Origin of the sequence: [Flexibacter] sp. ATCC 35208 (assembly GCF_001975825.1) — a bacterium.
Lineage (GTDB): Bacteria > Bacteroidota > Bacteroidia > Chitinophagales > Chitinophagaceae > Chitinophaga.
Genome location: NZ_MTKN01000178.1, coordinates 1 through 1,496, shown reverse-complemented (window position 1 = coordinate 1,496; position 1,496 = coordinate 1). Strand labels below are relative to the sequence as shown.

Sequence of the window (1,496 nt, the reverse complement as noted above, 5' to 3'; positions counted from 1 at the left end):
TGTTTTGAGTACTAAAAACTCACATGGTTTACCTATCGATAGTTTTATGATTATGACGGTTGGCAGCCTTATTTAAAGGTAACATCCCTTAGTAACTAATTTATTGATCCAAATGTACGTCCGACAGTCGGTTAAATAGCTTTTTTCTTTGAAAATAGTTCGTCCAGGCCATAATTTGATATGACTCTATAGGATTAAAATTTTCTTTTCGTGCTTATAGCAACAATCGTTTGTACTTAGAGTCTTAAATCAGTTTTTTCTACAGGCTGAAAAAGCACCAATAAAAGGTCGATTTTTGTAACTTAGTAATCTTATTGAGATGGGGGTAATGCCTCAAGCTCGCGCAGGCGTCTGAGATAATTATTTATCTGCGCCTGCTTTCTTTTTTTTAGCCACTCCTGATTATCAGGTTCCATATATGGCACTCTATTTTTGAGTATAAAATAAGCGGCAATTAGGATTTTGTGTGAAATTGCAATAAGTGCTCGTTTTTTGCCTCTTCGTATACTCAAAGTATAATATTTTCTTTTCAGATAAGTATCTTTCGTATGTGCTGCAGCCCATGCTGCTTCCACGAGTGCGGTTTTAAGGGATCTGTTGCCATGATTGATTCTTTCACTTTTCTTTTTTCCGGCACTTTCATTATTACCAGGACATAAACCACACCAACTAGCCAAATGATGCTGATTAGGGAACGCATGCATATCTGTACCTATTTCGGCTAAGATGGCGGTAGCTGTTTGTTTTTGTACTCCGGGAATAGTCTGAAGTAATTTTACTTCTTCCTCCCATTTTTTTAAGTACTGATCTATACGGTTATCCACCTGACCAAGTAGGTCATTTAGCTGTAAAATAACAGTTTTAGACAGGCTGAGCATAAAACGGTGATGCTCATTAAGATGGCCTTCTAATGCAAGAATAAGCTCTTGTTTTTTGATTTTGAGCCTGCCTTTTGCCAAATTGGCCAATATCATAGGATCCTGTTCTCCTTCAATAATGGCAGTGATCATTGACCAGCCACTTACACCGAATACATCACTGACTACAGTGCTCAATTTGATATTGGCTGTCTCTAAAATGTTCTGTAACCGGTTATATTCACTGGACCGCTGTCCTATTACTTTACGTTTGTATCGGTACAATTCCCGTAATTCGCGAGTGTATTGCGGTGGAATAAAACTTCCCTTTAGTAGCCCGCTTAGCAATAATTTTGCAATCCAGGCACTGTCATTGCGATCGGTCTTATGCCCCGGCACATATTTAATATGCCGGGCATTGACCAGAATAAGTTCAAAGTGAGGTTCCAGTATATTAAAAACAGGCTTCCAGTAAACCCCCGTGCTCTCCATTGCGACATGTGTAATGCCGGATTCTTCAAGCCAAGCTACCAGGTCCCTAAGTGAACTTGTGAAAGTGCTAAAAGTGCGGGTTTGTTCTTCCAACCCATTTCCTCTGATGGTGGCTACTACATTCTCCTGGTGAACATCGAGGCCACA

The 1,496-nt window shown here is 39.6% G+C and carries 1 protein-coding gene; it reads right to left on the bottom strand.

Features of this window, described 5'->3' with window-relative positions:
* Positions 1 to 311: 311 nt before the first annotated feature.
* Positions 312 to 1,496, bottom strand: a 1,185-nt coding sequence (locus BW716_RS34930; protein WP_083730661.1) for an IS110 family transposase, incomplete at its 5' end; no start/stop codon positions are given.